This is a genomic window from Bacteroides cellulosilyticus (assembly GCF_020091405.1).
Taxonomy (GTDB): Bacteria; Bacteroidota; Bacteroidia; order Bacteroidales; family Bacteroidaceae; genus Bacteroides.
This window is the reverse complement of record NZ_CP081903.1, coordinates 6,649,898-6,672,363: the sequence shown is the minus strand read 5'-3', so window position 1 is coordinate 6,672,363 and position 22,466 is coordinate 6,649,898. Positions and strand designations below refer to the sequence as shown.

Below are 22,466 nucleotides of genomic sequence, written 5' to 3'. Positions count from 1 at the left end.
ATGAACGATATTGACATTATAGAACAACTGACCATTGCCGTAGAACAGGCAGGAGTCAATCTTGCCCCCACTTATCAGGAATACATGCCATTGGCCTTTGCCGTGGCCAACAGTTGCGGTGAAGCGGGACGTAGCTTTTTCCACCGCCTTTGCCGCTTGTCCGACAAGTACCGGCAGGATGAAGCGGACAAGCTCTACAGCCATGCCTTGCAGCACGGGCGGGGAGGTAATTCCCTGGGAACGGTATTACATCTGGCGCAACTGGCAGGGGTGCGCCTCGACAAGAAACTTGCAAACTTGCAAAACTTGCAGTCCCCTCACACCCACACACCTGCGCGCGTGCACGAGGAGGTGGATAAATCGGTTCGCTTGCCTTGTTTCCCGGACTATCAGTGGCCTCATTTCCTGCAACAGGTGATAGACTGCGGCGATACGCCTGCCCAAAAGGACATCCTGTTGTTGGGAGCGGTAACTGTATTCGGAGCCACTCTCAACAAGTTGCTGCACTTCGTCTACGGACGCAAAAGCCAATATCCGTGCCTGCAAACTTTCATCATTGCTCCGCCCGCTTCCGGAAAAGGGGCGCTGACGTGGGTGCGTCGGTTGGCAGAGCCCATACACAACTCGCTGCTGGAAGCGTACCACGAAAAGCTCAAAGCCTATCGCTGTGAGAAAGCGCAATGGGACACGCTGGGCAAGGAGAAAGCCAAAAATGCCGAGCCCGAACCGCCTTGCATGAAGATGTTCCTCATCGCGGGTGACAACTCCGGTGCCGGTATGATGGAAAATCTGATGGATGCCGACGGAGTCGGACTGATCTGCGAGACCGAAGCAGACACCGTGAGCGAAGCCATCGGAGCCGAGTACGGACATTGGAGCGAAACACTCCGCAAGAGTTTCGATCACGACAGGCTGTCCTATAACCGCCGTACCAATCACGAATATCGTGAGTGCCCAAAGTCATATCTCAGTGTACTGCTCAGTGGCACACCGAATCAGGTAAAACCGCTTGTTCCCTCGGCAGAGAACGGCCTCTTCTCGCGTCAACTGTTCTACTGTATGCCTCCCATTAATGAGTGGAGGAATCAGTTCGATCAGTCAGGAACCGACTACGACTGTATATTCACCGCTTGGGGAGAACATTGGAAACAGTTGCTCGATGCCCTGGCAGCTGCTATAAGCGGCATAAACCTGAAACTCACTCAGGAGCAGCAAGATGAATTCAACGTCCATTTCTCCGGCGTATTCGGTAGGGCGGGCGTGGTTCATGGCAGTCACATGAAGAGCGCAGTGGCACGTATCGCCATCAACATCTGCCGCATCATCGGTATCGTGGCATTGATGCGCTCACTCGACGTTTTACTGGCATTGGGCACGACGGATGACCTGATAAAGACACTGATGTCGTGTCCGGGACTGTCGCCTTCACCCCGTATTCCGCAAGAGAACGTGAAAGATGGGGTGGTACCGCAGTTCGACCTCACTGTCAGCAGCGAGGACTTCCACGCTGTACTATCCCTCACGGGGCCTCTCTACCTGCATTCGTGCCATGTCCTTTCATTTCTCCCGGCTGGCGACACCTTGACGCAGCAGAAGGCTTCGCCGGAGGCATTCCTGGATTTACTGCCTCTCAGCTTTACTCGTACTCAAGCCCTCCGGGCGAGCGAACAGTGCGGAATATCCCCCGGCACGCTCGACTCGATGCTGAAACGCATGACGGACAAAGGCCAGCTGAAGAAAAGCGGCAGGGGAGAATACCGGTTCAACTGAAGCAGGGGTGGGGAAGAAAAAATCAAATACACCTGATATAATGCGCGTGCGTGTGTGGGTGTGAGGGGCCTGCAAGAATTGCAAGTTTGCAAGTTTTGCACGACTCTGATTTTTTTTTCCAACTGGGAAAAAATATTTTGCCAATAGGGAAGTATTGCACAATTCTCACAGTCTTCCCCATAATTAATAATTTATAATTGAAAAAACGCATGTCCTTCCATCCCATTTCCATGAAAAAGAGCGAATTGTCTCTTCTCTACTTTCCCGATTCAATGCCTGCGGTGGCAACTAACCGTTTGATGCGCTGGATTCACGGCTGTCCTCTCCTGATGGAGGAACTGGAAGCCGCCGGCTACCATCGCTCGCAGAAGTTGCTTACCTCCCGGCAAGTGTCACTAATTGTACGTCACCTGGGCGACCCGTAAAGAGGAAACCTGCAAAACCCACCGAAACCCATAAGCTGGTTTCCGGTTCGCTATACCTTTGTCGGAGAGATAAGTTCACAAGTTTTTCAGTTGACAAGTTGACAAGGGGAGGGCGTTTCCCTTTATGTTTTGAACACTACTTCAGGAGACTATTCTCCTTGTCTTCTTGTCAACTGAAAACCTCGTTAACTAACTATTAACTAATTTTTATTGAGATTATGGGAATCAAAGTCAAAGCCCGTCAGACCAAACTGACGGTGGGTCCCTCGAAAGGGGAGTATCGTTTCATTATGCAGGCGGAAATCTACAGTACGCTGAAGCAGGACAAGGTTATATCCGAAGCATCCATCCGGTCGGGAATTCCGAAAGGAAGCATTAACGCTGCCTGGGAAGCTATCGGTGACGTTATCAGGGCATGGACCACTGAGGGACATTCCGTAGCCTTGCCCGGACTGGGAACAATGCGCTTCGGACTGCAAGCCGAAGCTGTGTCGAAAGTGGAAGACGTGGGTGCAGGGCTTATTAGTACCCGCAAAGTTATCTTCACTCCCAGCACCGACATCAAGCAGGAGCTGAAGAATACCTCCGTCAGCATCACCTGCTACGACAAGGACGGAAAAATCATCAAGCAGGTAACTTCCTCCGATCCGGGTAATGTGGATGGAGAAGGCGGAGGCGGCGGACTGGATGAAAATCCGTTGGGATAAACTATTAACTATTAATTATTGATTATGAACGACTCTGTAAAAAAGAATAAAATCACCTGGGTGTCCTTGCTCAATGCCATCATCCAGGCAGCCATTGCGGCTCTCACGGCACTGGGAATAACCAGTTGTTCAACAGCTATCGAATGTCTGTTGCCATGATACAGGAAACATTCCCTATGATTGTGGGCGGGGAGGAAGTACTCAATGAGCGCGAACTCCTCGCCCGGGTAGAGAGCGGACTGATGATGAACTCCACCGATTCGGTACGCTACATCATTCTGCACTGTTCCGCCACCCGTTGTGACTGCGCCTATTCCGTGGAGCAACTCTTGCGCGACCATCGTGCCCGTGGGTTCCGTACTATCGGTTATCACTTTTATGTCCGTCGCGATGGCACTGTCAGCCGGCATCGCCGGTTGCTTGAAGTGGGTGCTCACTGCCGTCCCTTCAACCGGTGTTCCATCGGCGTGTGCTACGAAGGCGGACTGGATGCGGAAGGACATCCCGCTGATACGCTCACCCCGGAGCAGTTCGAGCAACTGGAACAACTTCTGTCGAGGTTACTGAAACTCTTCCCGAAAGCGCAACTCAGAGGCCATCGCGATATGCCGGGAAGCGTGCCGAAAGCATGTCCCTGTCTCGACTGCCAATCCGTGTTCCGAGCCATTCTTTGAAATGTTCCGAAGAATGCACATCGGTTCCTGTAAGGTCGTACATCCCTGCTTTGAGCAAGGGGGGTACGATCTTTTTATAAGATAGCCACATATTCTGTTTTTTATTCTTGTAATAACCAGTCTGTGATAGATATAATTTGTATCGTATGATTCTTTTCTTCAATAATTCTATTGTCATTCATGGTTATTAGAGTTAGTTTATTGCATTTTAAATCAGTAGAAGCTTTACACAATGCTGATATTTCCCGATTATAAGTTTTTGCGGAAGAAATATCAACGGATACCTGAATTAATTCTCTGACATTATTTCCTTCACAGATTACAAAGTCAATTTCATATTGCTCCCGATAGTAGAAAATATCATAGAATAAAGGTTTATTTCTTCTTAGCAGTTCAACATAAGTGATATTCTCTAATTTCCACCCCAGATTTTGTCCGTTCATAGCATCATCCCTCTCAGTTATGAAGGCGATGTCAACCACATACCCTTTCTCATTACGAATACGTTCTTTGCTTTTAAATGAGAATTTGTGTATGCCTAATAAAAGATAGGTCTGTTTTAGATATGAAACGTAATTCTCAGCTGTATGTGAAGAGCCAAAGCCAAAGCGTTCCGCAAGGTCGGTATAGATAATCTCCTGACCGAAATTATCTATCAGATGATTCGCTAACATGCGCAACGATTCTATATATCTGATTTTAAATCGTTGCTGTATATCTTTACGTATGATAGAGTCGAATAACCCTTGAATATATCCTCGACTGTTTTTAACTTCGGATAATTCAGGGAAACCTCCCTTTTGGAAATATTCTTCGAATGCAGCTTTTTTGAAAGCCACTCCTTTGGTTGAAATGTCTTTGGTATCTATTTTTCGATATTGGCAGAACTCTGTGAATGAAAAAGGGTAAAGCTCTATTTGATTATACCGTCCGGTCAAGTGTGTACTGAGTTCACTACTTAGAAGTTTGGCATTAGAGCCGGTTATAACAAGATGAATTTTCTGTCTGAGCAATCTGTTTACGAAAAGAAACCATTCTTCTATATTTTGTATTTCATCAAGAAATAAATATTGGAAGTCTCCATATACCATATATATCGCTTCCAATAGTGAGTTTAAGTCTTTGGACTCTAATTTGTATAATCGTTCGTCATCGAAATTGGCATAAGCATAAGGTATGTTTCTTTCTTTTAGTACTTTATGGCAGATTGTTGATTTCCCACTCCGGCGTACTCCTATGACGATTTGTGCTAAGGGACTATCTATGTCGAACTGACTTTCTTCTTTCCGCGAACATAGATCTTTAGGATTGATGAATTTCAACTCCTCTTTTTGGTCTGCTATAATCTGTGCATATTCGTTGATGTTCATAGCGTTATTTTTTATCTGGAACAAAGATAGTTCTTTAATCCCTTAAACTGCACTATTCTGTTATTTTATTTGCATCAAACTGCACTATTATAGTTAATTTTCCTTTCTAGACTGCACTATTCCAACGGTTGAGATATCTCATTCTCCCACTTTTGGAAGCGTGCCGAAAGCATGTCCCTGTCTCGACTGCCAATCCGTGTTCCGAGCCATTCTTTGAAATGTTCCAAAGAATGCACATCGGTTCCTGTAAGGTCGTACATCCCTGCTTTCAGCAGGGATACGGCCTTTTTTTGTATATACGTGCCATATGCTCCCGTCAGAGACGGAAGGTTTAGCTGGAAAGCAACCCGTTCTTGCTTCAACATGCAGTAGTAGGACGCGCCCATATATAGATAGCGTTCGGGATGTGCCAGTAAAGGCCGGTAGCCTTTCGTCTGAATGCGTTTCAGGACAGGTAGCAGGTTCATGGGCGGAGTGAAGCCGGTGGTTTCCACCAGCAGATACCGGCAACCGCCTTCGTAAATCGGAAGCAGGTCGTCGGACTCAAGACGCTCCGTGAAGAGGTTGTCCATCATGTATTCAGCGGCGAGGTTCAGTTCCACCGTGCCGCAATAGGAATCTTCCGGCTTCCGGAATTTTTCTTTCAATTCTTGAAATCTTTCTTTCAGTTCGGCGTTGGTATTGGGTATATCCTCCATGATATGGGGAGTAAACCACACTTTGCGGACGCCTTGGCGTTTCATCTCCGCAAGAATCTGAAGCGATTCGTCCATTGTCTTCACGCCGTCGTCCACCCCGGGCAATATGTGGGAGTGGTAGTCGGTCATTTCGCAAAGGATGCCGCTTGCCGTGACGTGCTGGGATTTAGAAAATGGCCACATGAGTCTTATTTATCTTTACCGCCATAATAAGAAGCGTAGCCGTAATGGTATCCGTAGCGATAGCCGTAACGTCCTCCGGTGCTTTCAGTTCCGTTCAGTATCATGGAGAGGTTTTTAAATCGTTTTCCGGTATACATATTTTCCAGTTCGGAAAGCATGGACCGGTCCAGCAAGCCGGAGCGGACTACGAAGATGGTGCGGTCCGCCCATTTTTCAATGATCTGTACGTCGGCTACGATGTCGACAGGAGGACAGTCTATGAAGATATAATCATATTCCGGTCTTAGAGCCTCTATCAGCATAGACAATTTGCTGTCTTCCAGTAGTTCCGTTGGATTGGGAGGTACTGTTCCGATGGGCAGGATGTGCAGGTTCGTGTATCCTTTATAGGGAACTACGATTTCCTTCCAGTTGCCGACCTGGTTGTTCAGGTAGTTGCTTAATCCCTTGTCCGGAGAATCGACATAAGAAGAGACGGTTCTGTGCCGGAGGTCTCCGTCAATGACCAGAATTTTCTTTTTTTTGATGGCGAAGCTCATGGCGATGTTTATGGCCAGGAAACTTTTTCCACTGCCGGGATTGAATGAGGTCAGTACGAAAACATGTTGGTTGCTGTCCTTGCTTGCCATGAAATCCATGTTGGAGCGCAGCACGCGGAATGCCTCGTTGATGATGTTGCGGTTGCCTTCATTCACCACTATGGTTTTCATGTCCTGCCGCTTCCGATGCTTGAATTCCCACCATTTCTTCTTTGTGCCGGAGTATTGGGGAATCTCGCCTATGAATGGGATGCTCAGATTTTCCAGGTCCTTCCGGCCGCGCACTTTGGTATTCATGTTCTCCTTCATGAAGATGCCTACCGCCGGAACCAGCAATCCCACGGCAAATGCCACCAACAGGATATTCATCTTGCGGGGAGCGGTAGGAAACACACTGCCGCGCGGAGCGGTAATCAGGCGGGTGTTGTAGGCGGTAAATGCTTGTGAGAGTTCGTTTTCCTCACGCTTTTGTAGCAGATAGAGATAAAGTTCTTCCTTTACCTTTTGCTGACGTTCCACTGACAGTAAATACTTTGCCTGGTTCGGGTTGGATGCCAGCCGGTTGGTGGTAGCCTCTTCCTGACGGCGGAGACTGCGTATCTGGGTATTCAGTGAAACAATCAGATTATCGACCGACTGGATGATGGTGCGTTGCATACTCTGTAGGGAACTGGCCATGTTCTTTACCAGCGGATTTTTTTCGCTACTGTTGGCTATCAATCGGTTGCGGTCCAGCACCAGATTGTTATATTCACTGATCTGCGTTTCTATATTGGCGCTGACGATGCCTGAATTGGCGGGCAGCGTTTGGTCCAACTGTTTTGTGTTCAGTTCTCTGCGGATATATTGGGCGGTGGAGAGCTGGTTGTTCAGCGTGGACAGTTCTTTATTATTCTCGGCGGACTGTGCCATGTAGAGACTGGATGCCGCCTGTACGTCGGGTAGCAAATGCTCGCTTTTGTAGCTGGATATATTTTCGTCTACATGGCCCAATTCGCTCTCTATCACGCCCAGACGGTCGCTAATGAACTGCGAGGTGCTGACGGCAATCTGGTTTTTGTCTCGAATCCAGTTCTCATTATAAACCTCGATCAGGGTATTCAGGATGTCTTCCGCTTTCCGGATGGAGACGTCATTGATGCTGAGGTTGATGATAGTGGCGTCTTCGTTACCCAATTCAGCGACCAGTGCATTTGCATAAGTATCGGCGGCGGCACGCACGCTTCCCCGGACATACCGGACAGAGGTGCCTATAAAAGCGTCGGTAAACTCTGGGGTAGGGGATACGATCATGGTTCCGGCAGAGGTCTGTATGGAGTCGCCCATTTGGGCGGAGAGTGTTTCCCCTGTGTCTTCTCCCGGTATTTCAAGTTCGGAAATGGCAAACGCTTCTCTTGAAAGGAACTTGATGTTGAAACTTAATGGCACTTCTACCTGGTCGCAGAAGGTTATGGTGACAGGGGATACTTTGTACAAATCTACGTTCTTTAATCCCTTGCGGACGGTGAAGGTTTCATTCAATCCCAACCGGTTGACTACCTCCGTCATCAGTGTGGGCGACTTTAATGTCAGCAACTCGTTGTTGATGTTGGTATTGGACTTGAAGATACCCAAATCGGAAAAGTCGCTCATAGTGCCGGTAGAAGAGCTGCTTTTCGAGTTGTCCTTGACGAGAATGGCAGCGGTACGGGTGTAAATAGGGGGAGTACTCAGCAGGTACAACACCGCTATAGTCAGGGCAATGAACAGGGAGATGGCGAACCAGTACCATTTGGGAACGAACATGCTCCACAGATCCTGTATCCGTATAAAGTCATCGGCGGGTTTGCCGGCAGGCGTTTTCTTTTCAATCATAATAATATAAATTAGTTACTAGCTACTAGTTACTAGCTACTAGTTACGAGCTACGAGTGGCTGCGCTATGTACCGAAAGGCACTTGTAGCTCGTAGCTCGTAACTCGTAACTGTACCACTATTTAAACAGCAATACACCCAGGGAGGTGAGGAATGATCCGATGCTAATCCATAATCCTACGCTTTTCACGCTGTTTTCATTCAGCGTGGATTGTCCGGCACGTACCTTGTTGGGCTGCACATACACCACGTCGTTCTGCTTCAGGTAATAAACGGGAGATTTGAATAGATCGCAGGAGCGGAGATCCACCCAATGCGTCACCCGTTCTCCTTTTTCTTCACGGATCACGAAGATGGCATCCCGCTTGCCGTAGATGGTAAGGTCACCGGCCATGCTGATAGCTTCCAGCAAGGTTATATAGTCTTTCGAGATACTGTATTTTCCGGGAGTCTTCACTTCGCCCAGGACGGAGAAGCTGAGGTTCATAAATTCCACGGTGACCACCGGGTCGTTCACCAGGTTCTCCTCCTTCAGCCTTTGTTTTACCAATGCGGCAATCTGGCTCCGGGTCATGCCCGTTATGGTGAGGCTTCCCAGCACGGGAAAGTCGATGTCACCTTTGTCGTCAAGCGTATAGCCGGAAATTTCTCCGTTGTTGTTACTGTTGTTTAGTCCTGTGGAGCCTACTCTCTGCTGCACGCGGGTCAGGTTGAACAAAGCCGCCAGCTCAGGGTCCTTGCTCGACACTACGATGGATATCTGATCCTTGGGTTGCACGGTGATGTCCTGGGGTGGGGCAACTGCTTCGGGGCTGTTTACCTCCACGTCCTGAAAATAGATTATCTCTTTCGATGTGTTGCACGATGAGAGCAACGCCAACGAAAGGAACAGGCATAAAAGATGATTTTTCATGTTTTAATTTTAATATAAAATAGAAATATGAAGTATAAGGTATGAAGTATTAATTTCTTGGGTGTTTTTTGGTAATTTTCGCTGTGATGTAGAAGTGCATCGCTGTCCATACCGCCACATCCAGCAGGAACAGTACGGTGACGGACAAGTAAGGGGCCAAGAGTGTATTGGCCATAATAAAAAGCCAGGCGATGCTCAGGATAAAGCACAGTGCCTGATGTTGCGACATTCCCAGGGCGATGAATTTATGGTGGATATGATTCTTGTCGGGGAGGAACAGAGGCTGATGGTTGCGCAGGCGGTGAAGCACTACCCGAACTACGTCCAGCATCGGCACCAGCAGGAAAGAGAAAGCCGTCACGATGGCACCGGGAAAGAGTTCTTCCTTGGCGGGATCGGACATACTGAGATGGATGGCCATTACAGCCAGCAACAGACCGATAGTCAATGAACCGGTATCTCCCATGAATACTTTCCGTCCGCGGCGGGTCTGCCCGAACATATTATAATAGAAGAATGGTATCAGTGCCCCCAAAGCCGCAAAGGAGATAAAGGCATACAACCACCAGTGCAGACAGACGAACATGCAACCGAAAGCGAAGAAGGCTATCATGCTCAATCCGGAAGCCAGGCCATCAATACCGTCTATAAGATTAATTGCATTCATGATATAGACAATGATAAAGACTGTGAATGGTATGCCCACATAATGGGGCAATTCGTGAATGCCAAACAGTCCGTAGAGATTGTTGAAACAAAAGCCTGAAGCTACCAGTAAAAGGCTGCAAAGTGTCTGGATGACAAACTTAGCGCGGTAGCGCATACCTATCAGGTCGTCTCTCATCCCCATCAGATAGAGCATGAAGAGGCAGCTGAACAGGGTGAGCAGGCAGGTGGATTGTTCCCAACTGAGCAAATTGCTGTCTGTACAGAGATTATGGCAGGCGATGACGAGCGAAATGGGCATAATGATACACGGAAAAAAAGCGATTCCCCCCAGACGGGGAATGTGTGTCGTATGCAACTTTCGGTCGTCCAACGGATCGAAAAGTCGCCGTCTGAAAGCTATCAATGATATTTTGGGAATGATCATTGCACTGAGCAGGCAGCTGACGGCAAATGCCGCTAAAGTTTCAAAATAGCAGATTGTCATTTCTGAAGGATTTGATTAGGTGAGAGCTTGTTTAAATGTATTGATTTATATCTTTCTGAGAAAGCATTGGGGAATATAGGCAGTTGCCACCGCGCACACACCTTGTATTGCCACTATCAGGCGGCGGTTTCCTTTGATGCGGTGTATGCAGCCTTCTGCTCCCTTGAATGGACCGTCCGTAACAAGAACCCGTTCGCCGGTGCTGTACTCCATGGGGACATCGCCGAAATAGTCCAGCCCTTTTTCTCCGGAGGAAGTGACAAGCATGAAAATTTTCATTTCCCGTTCAGGGATAGCTATCGGCAGCTTTTGCCAATTGACAAGACGGGTATATAGTAGGACTCGGTCTGCCAGCTTCTGCTGTAAGGCCAATGCTTGTTTCTCTGTGGAATGGAAGAACAGAAGGGAGGAAATGATCGGTTTACGTACATGCTTTTTCACTCCGCCCCGCTCCACCAGAATTCTTTCACAAGGAATATAGCTCTCGATTTTGTCTTTATTCAGCGAGTCTTCTATCTCAAATACTTTATTGTAAAAGACTTTGAATGCATACCAATGCATAATTGAAGATAACTCTTCCATATTTGTCGTATCTCACCTAAAAGATGTTCCTTCCATTCCTGCATATCTGAGTATTTTTGATTTTCAAAACAACTCTGATGCGCAGCAAGCAAGGTTAATCCAATTCTTCGTTTTGTCTGTCGATTTTTGGAACTCGGAATTTCTCCTGACCCAGGAGAAGATATCCGTAACCCTGTAATTGTACCGTTTCTAAGTAAGAAACGGCACGACGTTTTAAAACCTTGAATTATTGTAGGATAAAAAGACATTTTTATCCTATTTTTTTAGGTCTTGTAGATTCGGTACGATGTTTGGATAATTTTTTTAGAATATATCTATCGAGTTCTATATTGACATTTGTTTTTAATATCTATTCATTTCTTTTTTTTATAAGTAGCTATTTATTGTCTTAAAAATCAGTATTTTATACTTGTTTTGAGATTAAAATATAAACAAATATTTATAGTATTATGTTGTTTTATTCTTTTATTTGTTATATCTTTGCGGCGTAATTTTAAGGTTTCTTACTTAGAAACGTTACAACATAACGCCTCTAAAATCCCTTCATTAGCCTTATCTATCAGTGAGTTTTCTACAGAGTCCAAGTATATGAGCGTGGTCTTTTCGGAAGTGTGCCCCATACCTGCGCTTATGACGGACAACGGGACGTTGTGTTTGCGTGCAACCGTCGCCCAACTATGCCTTGCGGTATAGGAGGAGAGATGTAGATTTTCTCCTGTTAACTTCCCCAGTTTTTTCAATTTTCGGTTATGATAGCCCAGCGCCGTCTGATATTGTCGGAAAGTCTCTTCCGGATCATTGGACGTAATGATTGGAAAAAGGTAGGGACTGTTGCGGACAGATGGCTCATAACGCTTGATAATCTCCTCAATAAGAGGTTCTATGCGAACGGTGAGGCGTTGCCCCGTCTTATGGCGGACATAACTAAGTATTCCTCCGCTTACATCCTCCTTTTTCAGATAGGCAATGTCTACAAAAGCCATTCCACGGGTGCAATAACTGAAGATAAACATGTCGCGAGAAAAGGCAAGTGGAGCAGAATGTGTCAGGTCCAGTTTTTGTAAACGAACCATGATATCTTCGGGTACGGCACGTTTGCGGGTACGCTCCACACCGGTATAAACATTCCGAAAAGGAAATGTTTGTTCCATTTGATTCCGGTTTATCACTTTATTGTAAGCGGAGCGCAAAGTCCGCATATAGAAAGAACTGCTGTTTTTGCTCACTTTTCGTGCCCGGAGCCATTGCTCGTACTCCATGACAAGTCTTTCGTCTATTTGCTTGAGTGGTATGTCTAAGCCTCCCAGAAAGTCGGAGAAGCTGTTCGATGCCCGTTGGAGATTGCGGGCATTTCCCCATCGGCCATCGTTTTTAAGCTCATCGATCAGTACTGTCAAACAAGACAGCACTGTGTCTCCGTTTTCATTCAAAGTACGAAAGCGGTCAATGACATCCGCTAAAGTGTAGTCTCTTCCTTCTCCGTCCCATTCGCATAGAATCCGACGGATACACTGCAGGTCTTTCTCTATTTGCTGCTGGTAGCGGGCGGAAAACCCAATGTTGTCCGCTTCGGCTATGAATGTTTCTTTTTCTGCATCCCACCAATGGGGAAGTATACGCATTCGGGTGGTTATCTGCCTGTTGCTTTGCTTGTGGCATAGCTGGTAATAGATAGTACCGGCTTTTCCCTCCACCGATGATTTTCTGAATTTTACTTTTACAGTCGCCATAGTTTTATTATCAATTTATAGAAATACATATTATGTACGACAAAAGAAAAGATAATCTGTTCTATTTGTTTCCTTCCGACATCCATTTGTTAAAACCGGAAAAATCAGAATATTCCTCTTTTCCGGATAGGAGGGAAGGAAAAAAACAAAAAGGATGAACTATCGCTCCTCCTCTTTCCCAATATTAATTAGGTATTTTTAATGATGTTGTTCATGCGGGTGCTGTATACTCACAAAAGATATATAATCTTATCTCACTGCACTTGTGAAACTCGAATAATTTATATAGAACTAATTTGTTATATACAAAAGATTATGTATCTTTGTGGTGCCGGATAAACGACAGATTAACTATCAAAAAAGAAAAGATGAAGGAGCTTAATGAAGTTGAGAAAATCGAGTTAGAGATAGAAAGGGAAAAACAGAATCTACGGGAATGGAAAAGAAAGGTACAAATATCGGAAATGAAGATGATGAGAGACGTACTAATCTCCTTCTTGAAAGGATATCTGAACTCTTGAAACGAAAAGAAAATTTAAAGAAGTAATTAACCGCCCTGAAGAGGCATTAAACCACTATGGATATGAGAACTTTAAAAGATGATTTATTGAAGATGGATACCTTGCATGGTGAGGCATTAGATGCACATCTGATGGAAATGAAAGAGCTTTATATAAAATCAGATGAAAAAGATGCTATTAGAAAACATCTTGATGGTGAATTGGATACTATAGAAAATAGGATTGATTCATTAGATAAGCGTATTACTATTAGAGAACAAATGAGTGAAATCATAGATTTAATCCCTATATCATACATTGCTAAAAATTACTTTGGCAAAAGCCGTGCATGGTTGTACCAACGGATCAACGGATATAAAGTAAGAGGACGCGTGTATTCTCTTAATGAAAAAGAAGTTGAAACATTTAATCGTGCATTAAAGGACATTAGTCATAAAATCGGTTCTCTCTCAGTAAGTTAATGGTGATAGATATTTGCTATCATTAGGATAGGTTGACAAGTAAACAAGAACTCTGCGACATACCAAGTCTTGTATGTGCGGTTTCTTGTCTACTTGTAACTTCTTTTTGTACTATTTTTTAAAAGGATCTCCTTGCTTGTCCGTACTTACCACCCAGCGGAAGGCATTGACAAACAAAAGATTTTGTGTGGCGTCAATGAATTCTTCATCGCCATGCCCCATATTCAGATATATCATTCTGTATTTGGTATTGGTCCATACGATGGGGAAATCACCGAAGTTCACTACATCTTTGATGCCTAGGGGATAGTTCTTGGGAGAGAGGGACAGCAGAACTTCCACATCTTTGTTGGCTCTCGGACTGGGATTCCACTGATACCATTCGCTGGACGGAGCCACAAAGGAGGCAGGTAAATTCTTGGTGACGGGGTGATTCTCATTGTCAACTTCAACCAATACAGGTTGAGGGGGCCAGTTATTGCAATAGAAAACCCCGCCACCCAGAAAATCTACAAACCAAGGCCAATTTGTGTTCTTGTCATTATAGGCGGCAACGTGGAAGCCTACCCAGCCTCCTCCGTTTTCCATATATTTCTCAAAAGCGTCACGTTCAGCTTTTGTATTGGGATAACCATCGAGCATGACTACTACGCTGTACTCTTTCAGCTTTTCGTAGGTGTATGGGGAGAGGTCCATGGTGAAGTCCAGTACAAAGCCGTCACCATAGTTCAGTTTCTTGAAGAACTCTACTGCCTGCAGGGAGAATTGATAGTGTGCTTCTTCTGCATGTTGCGTATAATAAACCAGCGCTTTGAAACGGGGCGCATTGGCATAATTGGCCGGATAGCCCTGAGGTGCTTGCGCATTTACCAGAAATGTGCAGACAGCAAACAATAGAGTAAGATGGAATTTGATTGTTCTCATAGCATGTATATTTTATATGATTAATAATTTCTTTCTTAATATTCGGCGATAAGCGATAACCATTTTCCGGCCGAGGTCACCCACACTTCCTTGTAACAGGCATTGTTGGTCTGCGGCCAGTAGGGGATGTCATCGTTGCCCAGCGTACGGATACCGACAGGCATTTCGCCGGTCATCTCGCCGGAGGAAAAAGTGTTCATCTGAGGATAATTGTACCCTTCACCGTATATCAGCGATTGCCCGAAAGGATTCTTCCCGACGGTCCAGTAAAGTTGTTCCCGTCCGATGTTCAGCAGTTCTTCATCTTTGAGGAAGTTTCCGCAGATGGCGGCGGATTTTCCGGTGGAAAGATGGATGGCTGTGTTGCCGTTGAAGATGCTGAACCATACGGGGAAACGTTTCAGATAATGTTCTTTATCGAGTTTGACTCCCCGTGTTATCTGTTCCGTGTATAGTTCCTGTGCATTGGCAGGTGGAAAAAGATGGAGCGAATAGAAGCTGGCGGAATCTTTATACTCCTCCGCATGATATACTCCGCTCGGAACCATTCCGTAAGGTTGGGTATATTTCATCAGGCCTTTCAGATAGTTTCCGTACAGTTTTATGGAGCTCGACCATTTCTGATAATCAGGGTGCTCCTTCTGCGTTTCGCAGAGTAAGGTCATGGCTTGCATGTAAACCTGCTCGCGCGACTGATGGATATAGTGCACGATAGATTTCCGTGACTTATCCCGATAGAAGAATCCGCATGTCCTGCCTTTGTCTTTCAACGGTTTGGTGCGTTGGCAATCGAGTACGTACCGGATGGCTTCCGCAGCAGTTTCCGCATAGCAAGATTTCCCCGTCAGTTTGTAGAGCATGCTGGCGGACCAGGATATGGTTGCCATATATTGGCTGTGAGAGGTATTGTAGCTATGTTCGTACATCTGCTTGAACTGGTCGAAACCATCTTTTTTGAACTTCTCCGTAGCAAATGAGAAATCCTCTTCCGCCACTTTCCGCAGATGTTCTTGCAGCATCGGGTCCCGGTCTATGGTCATGGCGGCATAAGCCTCGTAGCCTGCATACAGGAAGTTGTCGAATGCCAGGTTCTGAACACGTACCGAATGAATATCATCCAATGTATTTAGAACGCCATCCTGCCAGATAAGCAATCCCATGCTGCTGGCACGGTAACCATCCCCGTAGCGGTTCTTCAAGATAAACTCAACTCCCCATTCGGCTTCCTCCAGTAAGCGTGCAGCCAGTGCAGCATTGGTTTCTTTGAGGCGATTGTAGGCTTCCAATAAGGAGAAAGTCACATCTCCGGTTTGTAAGGTCTGTTGCGACAAGTCGCCTGCATCGTGCCATCCGCCTGAATAGGAGATGCTTTTTCCGTCATGCCGGGAAAATAAATCCGTGTGACAGGCGGCGTGCTTGCCGGGAACGGGATGTCCGCAGCGTTGGCAAAACAGGAAGTTCAGTACTCTCCAAAGGGAATTATCCCATATGTTTTCACCTATCCGGAACGGGGGCGTCATGATGTCGCCTACTTTCAGTTGATAATCTCCCGGCTGATTGAAAGCGGTAAAGTCGATAACTCCGAATTCTCCGATGGTCGTTTGCTGCCGCTCCAGTGAACCTTCGTGCGCAACCTGGTTGTTAGCAGCATTAATCAGTTGGAAATGTTTCCATTGACCACACAATCCGGTGTTGACGATGGCCGTTTTCCGTTCACCTGTTTCATATCCTGTGGTGGAATAAGCAATTGTATGCTCTGCCGGACTCCATCCGCTTACCTGCTCAGGGTTCTTGATTTGTTGCAGTTGGAGGTTATCGATATAATAAACGGCAGAATCATCCGTAGTCCGGTCTTTCCCTTTCAGGGCCGTATCAAAGCTGATTGCCATTACTTTATCCCGTTGATATTCATCTATCTCAAGGAAACAATGGTTCCACGTCTTGTTTACGAGATTGATGAGATGCGAACCGCTGGGAGGGTTATATCCTGCTTTGGGGGTGGAACTGTCGTTTGTAAATGTCAGGTTCATATTGACCACGCGGGCTCCGTCACAATCGGGATAGATGGAAAAGAAGATTCGGTTGTATCCTTCCCAGTTTTTTCCATTGACGTGATAGGTGACGCGGCTGTTTCCATAGGTCGCATAGTCGGGGTCGGAGGGAGAGCCGGTAGCCCTTTCTCCTGTAGATGTAGGGAAGGACAGACGGATGCTTCCTTTACCCGATACGGATTTCTCTTTAGAAAAAGACATTTCCCCTTGTCCGGAGTGGCGCCATCCATCCGTTCTGCCGGATACCGTAAGCGGTTGGCTGGACAGGATTTCTTTTTTCAGGGCTTTTTCTTCGAAAGACCGGGCGGTGTTCAAAGGTAGCGGAGCATGAATCAATCCTGTTTCATAAACTTGCTTTTCCAGTTGGGCATCCCCCGTCAGAAGATTTTGGCTGAAAAGAGAAGAATTGCCAATGAACAACAAGAGTAATACGAATGATTTTTTTCTCATGATTATGTTAACCTTTTATTTCTAATGCAAGGTTAGCTATTATTTAGCAAAAGAAGGTTTGATAACTGCCATAAAACCTTTAAAAACCATCAAAAAGAAGGAAAATGATAGAATTTCGACTTCTTGTGATAATATTTAAACTAAGGTATCCTTCTTTTCTTCTTAATTCCCTCTTCCTTTGCCTACGTTCTTTTCTCTTCCGTATATATTGGATATTTTCTCTTGGCAGATTCGATACTTTCTGAATATCATCTTCATTCACTCTGCCCTTCTTCTTGGCTACTGGTTTTCTTTTCCCTCTGCATTAAATGCAATTTAAAATATAATTATAGGATAAACCCTTGTTTCCTATTGGTTGTTTTTGTATTTTTAACGCCTGAATTTGGTGAGACGTTTTCACGACAATTCTCAAAAAAGAATGAACAATCATTTCTTATTTATGTATAATATGAAAAAAGTGACTTTATTTGCAACCGGTATCATCATGATGTCATGTGCTCAACAACAACAGAAGATTACGTATCCTGAAACCGCGAAGGTGGATACTGTAGATGTTTATTTCGGAACAGAAGTACCCGACCCGTATCGTTGGCTGGAAAATGATACTTCTGCCGCAACCGCCGCATGGGTGGAAGCGCAAAACAAGGTGACAAACGACTATTTGTCTAAAATTCCCTTCCGTGATGCCCTGCTGAAGCGGTTGACGGATGTGGCTAATTATGAAAAGATTGGTACGCCATTCAAAAAGCATGGTAAGTATTATTTCTATAAAAACGACGGCTTGCAGAATCAGAGCGTACTGTATGTGCAGGATGCATTGGACGGTGAACCGCGTGTATTCCTTGATCCTAACAAACTCTCGGATGACGGTACGGTAGCTTTAACAAGCATTTCTTTTTCGAATAACGGAAAATATACCGGCTATACCATTTCTCGCAGTGGTTCGGACTGGCAGGAAATTTATGTAATGGATACCGAAACCGGCAAGTTGCTGGACGATCATATCGAATGGGCAAAGTTTACAGGTGCTAGCTGGCAGGGCGATGGATTTTACTATAGCGCTTACGATGCTCCGGTGAAAGGGAAGGAGTTCTCTAACGTGAACGAGAATCATAAGATTTACTATCACAAGATGGGTACGCCGCAATCGCAGGATAAGCTGGTTTACCAGAATCAGGCATATCCCAAACGTTTCTACAGCGCCAGTGTGAATGAGGATGAAACCATCCTGTTCCTGTATGAAAGTGGCGACGGACGCGGCAATGCCTTGTATATGAAAGATCTGCGTAAACCGAACGCACCGTTCATTGCGATGGCTACGGATATGGATTACACTTATGCTCCTATAGAGGTGATAGGTGACAAAATCTATATGTTTACGAACTACAATGCACCGAAATATCGCCTCATGACGGTGGATATCAACAAACCCGCCCTGAAAGACTGGACGGAGCTGGTTCCGGAAAGTGAGAATGTACTTTCGGATGTGGGTGTGATAGGTGAGAAGTTGTTCCTGACATATGATAAAGATGCTTCCAACCACGCGTATGTATATGGCCTGGACGGCAAGGAGATACAGGAAATTAAGTTGCCTTCGCTCGGTTCCGTAGGTTTCAGTGGCGACAAGGATGATAAGGAATGTTTCTTCGGTTTTACTTCGTTCACCATCCCCGGTGCTACGTATAAATATGATATGGATGCGAATACGTATGAGCTCTTCCGTGCTCCGAAGGTTGACTTCAACTCCGATGAATTTATAACGGAGCAGGTATTCTATCCCAGCAAGGACGGTACCAAGATACCGATGTTCCTGACTTATAAGAAGGATCTTAAGAAAGACGGTACGAATCCGGTGTATCTCTATGGTTACGGTGGTTTCAATATCAGCCTTAATCCGGGCTTCTCTACATCACGTATTCCGTTCCTGGAAAATGGAGGTATCTATGCACAGGTTAATCTGCGTGGTGGCGGTGAGTATGGCGAAGACTGGCACATAGCGGGTACGAAGATGCAGAAACAGAATGTATTCGACGACTTCATCGCAGCTGCCGAATACCTTATTAATGATAAGTATACCAACAAAGATAAAATAGCTATCGTAGGTGGCTCTAATGGTGGTTTACTGGTAGGTGCCTGTATGACACAACGTCCCGATTTGTTCCGCGTAGCCATTCCGCAGGTAGGTGTAATGGATATGCTCCGCTATCATAAGTTCACTATCGGTTGGAACTGGGCAAGCGATTACGGTACGAGCGAGGACAGCAAGGAAATGTTTGAGTATCTGAAAGGCTACTCTCCGCTACACAACCTGAAACCCGGCACCAAGTATCCCGCAACCATGGTTACTACCGCCGACCATGACGACCGTGTAGTTCCTGCCCACTCATTCAAATTTGCCGCTACCCTGCAAGAATGTAATGACGGAACGAATCCTACTATTATCCGTATCGACAGTAAAGCCGGACATGGTGCAGGCAAGCCTATGGCTAAGGTTCTGGAAGAACAGGCTGACATTTACGGATTTATAATGTATAACATGGGAATGAAACCGAAATTCTAAGTAAAAGTTTTTATTTGTGTTTAGGGTTTGTCATCTGTTGAGTTATAGATGGTGAACCCTATTCTTTTATACCTCTGAATTTGCTTCCAATAAATATGTTCTGATTAATTTGCCTTTTTGATCTTGTTTGCTTATTTTTGTTTCAGTTAATTTTAAAAGGCATTAAATGTAATCCTGTTATGTACTTTGCAGAACTACAAAAGAAGACGGAAGAAATTCTTCAATCATTAGGAAATAAGCTTTCAGCGATTAATTCTCCTGAACCTTTATTGCGTCCTGTCCCTCCCTATATATCAGATGTAATAACGGCAATGGAACTATTGGAAAATAAGAAATATGTACTAAATATTGGGAAACGGATATTTAACTGTGGAATCTCGGGTGAAACACAACTTAGAACAGCAGCAGAAAAAGGAGACATTTATTCCAAGATAGTGTGGGGAGGAGTAAACCTGCGAAAGAAGAACTATAAAATAGGACTTGAGCAATTCACACAACTGCATGAATGGAATATTCCGGATGATCTGAAGAACAAATTATTAAAAAACTTCTTATATCCTGCCTATCTGGAATATGGCAAACGTTGCTATGAAAGGAGTCTGTCGGAAAAATCAAGTGAATATCTGCGTAAGGAAGCAATTTCTTGCCTTTCGAAAGTGTCTACCCATCCTGAAGCTGCCGATATGCTTGCTGAATGTTATGGAGGCGTAGACGGTTGGTCAACTGCACAGGCTTTCTATGAGATAGGAGCTGCAGGGGGAATTGCTAATTCATATTATAGCATAGGCTATTATTATCATCAACGGGATAAAGCACCCGGTAAAGCTATAGAATGGTATAAAAAAGCTGTTGAGAAAGGACATCTGAAATCTGAATATTTTTTGGCTGAATGTTTCATTGCTACAGGCAAGTACCATGAAGCTACCGAGATTTTTCACCGCCTTGCTGATAAACGTTTTATGTCGTCTCCGGAAAGGTATGTAGAATGTGTGGAACGATACAATTTTCCCAAAGGAGAGTTCTACTATTCTATTAAAGGACTAGGGGGGGATACGCCAGACGCATTGTATCAATCTGGATTACAATTCGAAAAAGGAGACAGAGTAGCTGTCGATTTTGTGAAGGCGATGAAATTCTTTTTGAGAGCTGCAGAAAAAGGGCATGAATTGGCGCAATATAAACTAGCCACCTGCTATGAAACAGGTAAACATATAGAAAAAAACATAGGGCAGGCCTACAAATGGTATAAAAGATGTGCAGATCAAGGCAATGCTGAAGCTTCTTACAAAGTGGCGATTGTATATGAATGGGTGAAGTATCACGAGAAAGCTGCTTACTGGTACGAACAAGCTGCGAATAAAGGGTATGAGGGTGCTTTGTATGGACATGCCAGAATGCTAGGTAACCTAAAACAACATCAAAAAGCGCGCGCGCTTTTTATGGCATCGATCGCTAAAAAGGAATATGTCACTGATTGTCATTTCTTCTTGGGAAAATTATATGCCAACGGGTGGGGAGTTGCTCAAGATTCGGTGAAAGCCATAGAACATTTCAAAGAAGCTGGTCTATCGCTTCATGTCTGTTATACTTTGATCGGTACGAAAGGGGAACCGGCTTTTCTATATAATATAGGTGTAGAATATGATTCTGGCAAAGGAGTGCCTGTGAACCATGCAAAGGCTGTGCAATATTACTTGAAAGCTGCCGAAGCAGGGCATGTCTTGGCCCAGTATCAAATGGGCACAATCTATGAATCGGGTGCAGGAGCTGAAAAGGATTATGCGATGGCTTATAAATGGTATGAAAAAGCAGCAATGCAAGGACATTCTGAAGCGGCATATAAAATGGGAAAAGCTTATAATGAGGGTGTACATCGAATAAAGGACAAGACGAGAGCTTTGGACTGGTATCGCAGAGCGGCCTTAAAAGGTTGCATAGCTGCCCAGTATGAGTTGGGAAAAGAAAAATATTTAGTCAAGGAATATCATGATGCCCTGACATGGCTGCAAACAGCTGTAAATCATGGTAATCTTCCTGCTAACTATTATTTGGGAGTAATGTATTATCATGGTTGGGGAGTTACTAAGGACCTTGACCGTTCGTTTGCTTATTTCAGTAATGCCGGAACATTTAGCGGTACTTACTATTTTATGGGAATGTTCTACTATTACGGGTATGGCAAATTAAATAAGAATCTGAATAAGGCATTTTGGTACTTTCGCAGGTATGAAGATGTGAATCCGGATAAATACGCAGAGTATTATCTGGGTCTTTGTTACAAAAATGGTTATGGTACGGAGAAATCACCTCAAATGGCATTTCAGAATTTTGAAAAGTCTGCTAAGAAGGGGATAAAACAGTCACAATTTGAACTGGGATTATGCTATAAGAATGGAATAGGTACTAGTTGTAGTTATCGATTTGCTCTGGAATGGTTATTGAAGGCTGCCAATCAAGGTTATGCGGAAGCTCAATATGAAGTAGGAGAAATGTTTTTTAATTCTGGACTTTATTCGATTAAGGATGCAAATCCTGTATTGACTGCTATTCAATGGTTTCAAAAAGCTGCCGATCAAAATCATAAATTGGCAGTTTGCCGTTTGACAGATATCTATTATGATGAACAACAATATACAAAAGCCGGGAAATTAATATCTGTAGCTATTAATAAATTCAGCTATCCTAACGCCTATTTTTATTGGGCTGTATTCTGTCATCAGGGGATAGGAGGATATCAAATAAATCAGCAAAAGGCGTTGGAACTTTATCGGTCCTTCATAAAGTATACACCATATCCTGATTCTGTAAAGAAAGTCAAGATGGTAGAAAATGCCAAGCAGTTTATTTATGAGCTGGAGCATCCGACATTAAACAAATTGAAGAAAATTTTAGGAAAGTAGT

General features: G+C 44.8%; 17 protein-coding genes. 8 read left to right on the top strand and 9 right to left on the bottom strand.

The annotated features are described in order from the left end of the window. The 5 genes from K6V21_RS25560 to K6V21_RS25540 all read left to right on the top strand — a co-directional run bounded on the left by K6V21_RS25560 (position 1) and on the right by K6V21_RS25540 (position 3,576). Positions 1-1,770: a DUF3987 domain-containing protein gene (locus K6V21_RS25560; RefSeq protein ID WP_224320326.1), complete on the top strand. Its 1,770-nt coding sequence runs from the start codon at positions 1-3 to the stop codon at positions 1,768-1,770. A 197-nt stretch (positions 1,771-1,967) separates the two neighbouring features. Continuing rightward, on the top strand, positions 1,968-2,195 hold the full coding sequence (locus K6V21_RS25555; protein ID WP_408912634.1) for a DUF4248 domain-containing protein: 228 nt from the start codon (positions 1,968-1,970) through the stop codon (positions 2,193-2,195). Positions 2,196-2,413: 218 nt separating this feature from the next. Further along, positions 2,414-2,902 carry a DNA-binding protein gene (locus tag K6V21_RS25550; RefSeq protein WP_217715985.1) on the top strand — a complete coding sequence of 163 codons (489 nt, stop codon included), beginning with the start codon at positions 2,414-2,416 and terminating at the stop codon, positions 2,900-2,902. 24 nt (positions 2,903-2,926) lie between these two features. Then, positions 2,927-3,061, top strand: a complete 135-nt coding sequence (locus K6V21_RS26860; RefSeq protein WP_217715984.1) for a smalltalk protein — start codon at positions 2,927-2,929, stop codon at positions 3,059-3,061. Next, a complete protein-coding gene (locus tag K6V21_RS25540; protein ID WP_224320325.1) occupies positions 3,058-3,576 on the top strand; it encodes an N-acetylmuramoyl-L-alanine amidase in 519 nt (172 codons plus the stop codon). The genes K6V21_RS26860 and K6V21_RS25540 overlap by 4 nt, the downstream gene beginning before the upstream one ends. Before the next feature lie 101 nt (positions 3,577-3,677). Here K6V21_RS25540 and K6V21_RS25535 read toward each other — a convergent pair whose 3' ends face one another. The 7 genes from K6V21_RS25535 to K6V21_RS25505 all read right to left on the bottom strand — a co-directional run bounded on the left by K6V21_RS25535 (position 3,678) and on the right by K6V21_RS25505 (position 12,598). Continuing rightward, positions 3,678-4,946: an ATP-binding protein gene (locus K6V21_RS25535; RefSeq protein ID WP_224320324.1), complete on the bottom strand. Its 1,269-nt coding sequence runs from the start codon at positions 4,944-4,946 to the stop codon at positions 3,678-3,680. Positions 4,947-5,062: 116 nt separating this feature from the next. Next, the gene (locus tag K6V21_RS25530; RefSeq protein WP_224320323.1) at positions 5,063-5,827 is read right to left on the bottom strand and encodes a tyrosine-protein phosphatase; all 765 of its coding nucleotides are present in this window, start codon (positions 5,825-5,827) and stop codon (positions 5,063-5,065) included. 5 nt (positions 5,828-5,832) lie between these two features. Beyond that, on the bottom strand, positions 5,833-8,220 hold the full coding sequence (locus tag K6V21_RS25525) for a GumC family protein (RefSeq protein WP_224320322.1): 2,388 nt from the start codon (positions 8,218-8,220) through the stop codon (positions 5,833-5,835). 118 nt (positions 8,221-8,338) lie between these two features. Next, positions 8,339-9,133 (bottom strand): polysaccharide biosynthesis/export family protein, encoded by a 795-nt coding sequence (locus tag K6V21_RS25520; protein WP_224320321.1) that lies wholly within the window; start codon positions 9,131-9,133, stop codon positions 8,339-8,341. Positions 9,134-9,182: 49 nt separating this feature from the next. Further along, positions 9,183-10,286, bottom strand: coding sequence for an MraY family glycosyltransferase (locus tag K6V21_RS25515; RefSeq protein WP_224320320.1), 1,104 nt, complete (start codon positions 10,284-10,286; stop codon positions 9,183-9,185). A gap of 45 nt (positions 10,287-10,331) precedes the next feature. Continuing rightward, on the bottom strand, positions 10,332-10,868 hold the full coding sequence (locus tag K6V21_RS25510) for a UpxY family transcription antiterminator (protein ID WP_224320319.1): 537 nt from the start codon (positions 10,866-10,868) through the stop codon (positions 10,332-10,334). Between the two features lie 503 nt (positions 10,869-11,371). Next, the gene (locus tag K6V21_RS25505; protein WP_224320318.1) at positions 11,372-12,598 is read right to left on the bottom strand and encodes a site-specific integrase; all 1,227 of its coding nucleotides are present in this window, start codon (positions 12,596-12,598) and stop codon (positions 11,372-11,374) included. Between the two features lie 583 nt (positions 12,599-13,181). Between K6V21_RS25505 and K6V21_RS25500 the strand changes: the two genes are divergently transcribed. Further along, complete coding sequence (locus tag K6V21_RS25500; protein WP_029428258.1) at positions 13,182-13,580, top strand: DUF5053 domain-containing protein; 399 nt, start codon at positions 13,182-13,184, stop codon at positions 13,578-13,580. A 111-nt stretch (positions 13,581-13,691) separates the two neighbouring features. On the opposite strand, the gene K6V21_RS25495 is transcribed toward K6V21_RS25500, so the two are convergent. Together K6V21_RS25495 and K6V21_RS25490 are read right to left on the bottom strand one after the other, a co-directional pair. After that, entirely contained in the window at positions 13,692-14,504 is an 813-nt protein-coding gene (locus tag K6V21_RS25495; protein ID WP_224320317.1) for a ThuA domain-containing protein, read from the bottom strand. 35 nt (positions 14,505-14,539) lie between these two features. Continuing rightward, entirely contained in the window at positions 14,540-17,005 is a 2,466-nt protein-coding gene (locus K6V21_RS25490; protein ID WP_224320316.1) for a glycoside hydrolase family 9 protein, read from the bottom strand. Positions 17,006-17,453: 448 nt separating this feature from the next. On the opposite strand from K6V21_RS25490, the gene K6V21_RS25485 reads away from it, so the two are divergent. Beyond that, positions 17,454-19,565, top strand: coding sequence for a prolyl oligopeptidase family serine peptidase (locus K6V21_RS25485; protein ID WP_217715326.1), 2,112 nt, complete (start codon positions 17,454-17,456; stop codon positions 19,563-19,565). Positions 19,566-19,744: 179 nt separating this feature from the next. Next, positions 19,745-22,465, top strand: coding sequence for a tetratricopeptide repeat protein (locus K6V21_RS25480; protein ID WP_224320315.1), 2,721 nt, complete (start codon positions 19,745-19,747; stop codon positions 22,463-22,465). Position 22,466 lies beyond the last annotated feature (1 nt).